This window comes from Campylobacter sp. TTU-622, from assembly GCF_016598965.1.
Lineage (GTDB): Bacteria > Campylobacterota > Campylobacteria > Campylobacterales > Campylobacteraceae > Campylobacter_D.
In genome coordinates, this window is record NZ_JAENKR010000086.1 from 1 (window position 1) to 5,226 (window position 5,226).

A 5,226-nucleotide genomic window follows, 5' to 3' on the forward strand; every position below is an offset into this window, starting at 1 on the left:
ATTTTATATCTTTAATAGCTTTTAAGCCTAAAATTTGATTATAAAATTTTGGATGAAGTCCAAAGGAAGGTCTTATACTTTTTATATTAGATGCTGTAAAAATTTCACCTTTTTTAATATCTTTACTTGCATATAAACTTCTTGCAAAGACTCTATTTTGAAGTGTTTTTTTGTTTAATTTTAAACTTCCTTTTCCTAAGGCTTTTTCACATTCTCTTACAGCTTTTACCATACTTTTAAATTCATTAAAATCTAAACTAAATCCACTATCTTCACTTTTTATGTTTTTATCTATCATAAAATGCTTTTCTATAACACAAGCTCCTAAAGTAGTGGCGATAATAGGTGCTAAATTTCCAAAACTATGATCGCTTAAACCTACTCTTACACCAAATTGCTCTCTTAAAGTTTTAATAGTATTAAGATTTAAATCTTTTGTTTTAGATGGATAAGATGAAGTGCATTTTAAAAAAATAAGCTCATCATTTTTTTCTTCTTTAAAAATCTTTATAGCCTTATAAAGCTCTTCTTTAGTAGCAATTCCAGTTGAAAGTAAAGTTGGTTTTTTCTGTTTTGCTATATAGCGAATTAATTCTTCATCATTTGCCTCAAAAGATGCAATTTTATAAGCTATAGGATCAAAAGTTTGTAAAAAATCAACATCTTCTTTACTAAAAGGACTTGAAAAGCATAAGATATTATGTTTTTTTGCATGATTAAATAATTTTTGATGCCATTCATAAGGTGTTTTGGCTTTTTCATAAAGTTCAAATAAAGTTCTTTTATCCCAAAGCCCACCTTTTATGATAAAATCATCTTTTTTGCAATCAAGAGTAAGACTATTGGGGGTATAAGTTTGAAATTTAACAGCATCAGCTCCTGCTTTTTTTGCCATTTCAATACTTTTTAAAGCAAGTTCTAAACTACCTGCATGATTAGCCGAAAGCTCTGCTATAATAAATATTTTTCGATCAAGATTGAAATTTCCTATATACATAAAAATCCTAGATATTTTTTACCACTATCGGTATTATTTTATAATTATTTTAATAAAATTTATATTTTTTTAGACGATTTATTCTTTTTGAAATTTAAAAGGAATCAAAATGAATTTTTGTAAAAAATGCGTAATGCCTGATACCAAACCTGATTTACATTTTGACAATGAAGGAATTTGTGATGCTTGCAGGTCACAAGAAATGAAAGATAAAAAAATTGACTGGGAACAAAGAGAAAAAGAATTTTTAGAACTTATTAAAAAACACAAAAAACATCCCATATATGATTGTGTTATAGGTGTTAGCGGGGGAAAAGATTCTACTTTTCAAGTATTAAAAATTTTAGAGCTTGGATTAAATCCTTTATGTGTTTGTTTTGAGCCTAGTATTCCTACTAAAATAGGCAAAAAAAATCTTGCTAATTTAAATAATTTGGGTGTTGATCTTATCCATATTAAAAGAAATCCAAAAATTTATAAAATATTATCAAGAGAAGCTTTTATAAGGACAGGAGATAATGAATGGCAAAACCATTTGGGAATTTTTACAAGCGCTCCAAGAATTGCTGTTAATTTTAATATCCCTTTAATCATTTGGGGAGAAAGTCCTCAAATAGAATACGGAGGGCCTGCGAGCAGTAAAGAAAAAAATATTTTAGGCAGAGAATGGCTTGAAGAATTTGGAGGACTTTTAGGCAATCGCATTAGTGATATGATAGGAGTAGATGGTTTAAAAGAAAAAGACTTGTATTTTTATACTTACCCAAGTGATGAAGAACTTAAAAGAGTTGGCGTGACTGGATTATTTTTAGGATATTATTTCAAATGGGATTATAAAATAAATCTCCAAATAGCACAAAAATACGGTTTTTCAACTTCAGATCGTCCTGTAGAAACTACTTATGAAAACTTTGAAAATTTAGATTGTTATAGCAATCATTTACACGATTATTTAAAATATTTAAAATATGGTTTTGGAAGAGCTACTGATAATGCTTGTTTGGATATACGCTTAGGCTATATAACCCGCGAAGAAGGCATAAGACTTGTTAATAAATATGATGGAAAACCACCTAAAAAAGCAATTAAAAAATATTTAGAATGGAGTGGTTTCTCCAAAGAAGAATTTCAAAAAATTCTTGATAGTTTCACTAATAAAAAAATTTTTAAACGTGATGAAAACGGCAATTTTTTAAGAGATATTGATGGATCTTTAATCCGCAAGGAAGAATGTATTTTAAAATGATTGGAGTAATTGATTATAAAGCTGGGAATTTAAATTCTGTATTAAAAGCTTTAGATAAAATTGGAATTTCAAATTTTTTAATACAAGAAAAAACGGATTTTCAAAAAGCTAAAAAATTAATTTTACCAGGTGTAGGTTCTTTTAAAGAAGCTATGAATTCCTTAAAAGAACTTGACTTTATCTCTGTACTTAAAGAAGAGGTTTTAACTCATAAAAAACCTATTTTAGGAATTTGCCTTGGAATGCAACTTCTTTTAGAAAAAGGTTATGAGGGCGGAATTTGTAACGGACTTAGCTTTATTGAAGGCGAAGTCATACCCTTTAATGAAAATTTAAATTTAAAAATTCCTCATATAGGATGGAATGATATTGAAATTTTAAAACAAGTTCCTCTATATCAAGGAATTTCTAATAAAAGTGATTTTTATTTTGTGCATTCTTTTTATGTAAATTGCAAAGAAGAATTTATAAGTGCAAAATGTGATTATGGAATTCAATTTTGTGCTTCTTTACAAAAAAATAATATTTATGGGGTGCAATTTCATCCTGAAAAAAGCCAGAATTTAGGTTTAAAACTTTTAGAGAATTTTTTAAAGGCTTAAAATGTTAAAAACAAGAATTATTCCTTGTGTTTTACTTAAAAATTCTCAACTTGTTAAAAGTATAGAATTTAAAGATTATCGCACCATAGGACATCTTACAAGCACGGTAAGAATATATAATGCAAGAAATGTAGATGAGCTTATCATACTAGATATAGATGCTTCAAAAAATTCTCAAATAGATTTTGATAGTCTTAAGGATTTAGCCAAAGAATGTTTTATGCCTTTAACAATAGGAGGGGGCATAAAAAGTATTGAAGATATACAAAAAATTTTAAATTTAGGTGCTGATAAAATAAGTATAAATTCTAAAGCATTAAAAGAGCCTAACTTTATCACTCAAGCAGCAAATCGTTTTGGATCTCAGTGTATAGTTTGCTCTATAGATGTAAAAAGAAAAAATGGCAAATTCTATGTGTATAATAAAGGAAATTTATTAGATATTGATCCTTTAGAACTTGCTTTAAAATATGAAAAATTAGGTGCTGGAGAAATACTTTTAACTTCTGTAGATTTTGAAGGAAAAGCACAAGGATATGATTTAGAACTTTTAAAAATATTTCAAAATAAATTAAAAATCCCTCTTATTGTTAATGGGGGACTTGGAAAACCAAATGATGGCATTAAAGCTTTAAGCTGCGGAGCTGATGCTCTGGCTGGGGCTTATATTTTCCATTTTTCACAATATACTCCAAAAGATATAAAAAATGAGTTAGCTAAAAATGGTTTTTTTGTAAGAATGATTTGATAAACTTATATAAAACATATTTTCATCTTCCATTACAATAGAAAAATGATTCTTTTTGTATAATTTTAAGGCTTTCTCATTATTTTTAAAAACACAGGCTTTTAAAATTCCAACCTTTAAAGTATTAAAAGCATAGTTTTTTATTTCTTGAATCAATATTTTCCCCATACCTCTTAATCCTGGTTTTGCATAAAGTCCAAATTCACAAGAATATGGAGTAATATTTACAAAACTAATCACTCCAATAGCTTCTTTTTCTTTATAAACTAAAAAATATTGTTTATCTTTTTGATATTTTAATTCTTCTATAAAATTTAAATGTTCTTTTAAATTGATATTTTTAACTTTTGCAAAAGAAGAAACTTCATCATCATTGCGCCACATTAATACACGTCTTTTTTCTTCTTCGTTAAGTGTAGTAAAATCTTTAAGAAAGATCATTTAATTTCCACCTCATAACCTTTTTTCATTAACCATTGTGCTATTTTTTCTTGATTTTTTGCATAAGCAATAGCTTTAAAATTGGCTTTTAAAATTAGAGCTTCATTTACCAAAGAAGAGGCGCTAATGATTAATTTTTTACTCTCATTCATCAATTTAGCCAAATTTTCACTATCAATGTTTAAAGTGATATTTTGATTAAACTCTACGAATTTTTTAAGTTTTTTTAGATTTTTATTTGCACTTGTTGTAGCAATAATAATTTTTTTATCCATTGGTAAATCTTTGGCAATTTCAAGGGAAAAATTTTTCGCATCTACTCCTCCTAAACAAATAAAATAATCCCAAATTTTATCTCTTTGAATTTTACTTTCAATATAAAATTCTTCTCTAATTAAAGCATAAGAAAAACCACATCTTAATTCGCATTTAAAAGGAACTAAACCTTTATAGTCTTCTGCTTTTGCATAGGCATTAACATTAAGTAAAATATCACAATAATGCTCTTTTAATTCATCATCAAAACTTAAAATTTTAATACCTGTTTCAAGTTTTATTAATTTTTCATCATCTTTATCAATATCATAATGATCAATAACTAATAAATCAAAATGATGATCTTTAATTAAATGGATAAGTTCATAAATACTTGCACTTTCTAGCTCAAAAACAGGATAGGGAATTTCATCTATCAATGATCCTTCTAAAGGCAAACAAGCAAAATAAACTTCATCATATTGTTTTGCTAAAATAAGATCGCGCTTTATATGGCCAAGCCCTAAATTAGCAGAACTATCACTTCTAAAAAGAACTTTCATATATTAAAAACCTTTAATTTTTTGTAATATTTTTTTAAATTCTTCTCTTGGATCTTTTACCCTACATAAAAAATCAACTACACTTAAATAAGGTATAAATCCCCCCCCCCCACTCCGCCAATAGGTATAAAGACGGTCCTTTATAGCGTTAAAAGCAGAGTTTTAAGTAATAAAAATAATTACATTAGGAGTTAAAAAACTTTAGCATTTAAATTTTTATAATTTTTAGCAAAATCTAACATATTTTCATTAAAAAATTTAAATTTTTTATATTTTAAAATTTTATCAAAATTATATTTTGCATTTTCATAATGCTCTTTACTAAGCTCAACACCTAAACACTCATAATCATAATTTGCAAAAAGGCTTAAATT

The 5,226-nt window shown here is 26.7% G+C and carries 6 protein-coding genes and 1 pseudogene; 3 read left to right on the plus strand and 4 right to left on the minus strand.

Annotated features, from left to right (window positions below; translation table 11 throughout):
• Positions 1-997, minus strand: a 997-nt coding sequence (pseI, locus tag JG677_RS06895) for a pseudaminic acid synthase (RefSeq protein WP_200285911.1), incomplete at its 3' end; no start/stop codon positions are given.
• Between the two features lie 109 nt (positions 998-1,106).
• Here pseI and pseA point away from each other — a divergent pair.
• The 3 genes from pseA to wbuZ are packed head-to-tail and all read left to right on the plus strand — an operon-like array spanning position 1,107 to position 3,593.
• Positions 1,107-2,243, plus strand: coding sequence for a pseudaminic acid biosynthesis protein PseA (gene pseA / locus JG677_RS06900; protein ID WP_200217827.1), 1,137 nt, complete (start codon positions 1,107-1,109; stop codon positions 2,241-2,243).
• On the plus strand, positions 2,228-2,845 hold the full coding sequence (hisH, locus tag JG677_RS06905; RefSeq protein ID WP_234284658.1) for an imidazole glycerol phosphate synthase subunit HisH: 618 nt from the start codon (positions 2,228-2,230) through the stop codon (positions 2,843-2,845). Before pseA ends, hisH begins: the two co-directional genes overlap by 16 nt.
• 1 nt (position 2,846) lies before the next feature.
• Complete coding sequence (gene wbuZ / locus JG677_RS06910; protein ID WP_200285913.1) at positions 2,847-3,593, plus strand: glycosyl amidation-associated protein WbuZ; 747 nt, start codon at positions 2,847-2,849, stop codon at positions 3,591-3,593.
• Here the strand turns inward: wbuZ and pseH are convergent.
• From pseH to JG677_RS06925, 3 genes and pseudogenes are all read right to left on the minus strand, one after another.
• Entirely contained in the window at positions 3,558-4,034 is a 477-nt protein-coding gene (pseH, locus tag JG677_RS06915; protein WP_200285915.1) for a UDP-4-amino-4,6-dideoxy-N-acetyl-beta-L-altrosamine N-acetyltransferase, read from the minus strand. The genes wbuZ and pseH overlap by 36 nt on opposite strands.
• Positions 4,031-4,852, minus strand: coding sequence for a UDP-2,4-diacetamido-2,4,6-trideoxy-beta-L-altropyranose hydrolase (gene pseG, locus JG677_RS06920; RefSeq protein ID WP_200285917.1), 822 nt, complete (start codon positions 4,850-4,852; stop codon positions 4,031-4,033). Before pseG ends, pseH begins: the two co-directional genes overlap by 4 nt.
• Before the next feature lie 191 nt (positions 4,853-5,043).
• Positions 5,044-5,226 (minus strand): annotated as a pseudogene (locus tag JG677_RS06925) (class I SAM-dependent methyltransferase); the annotation flags it as partial.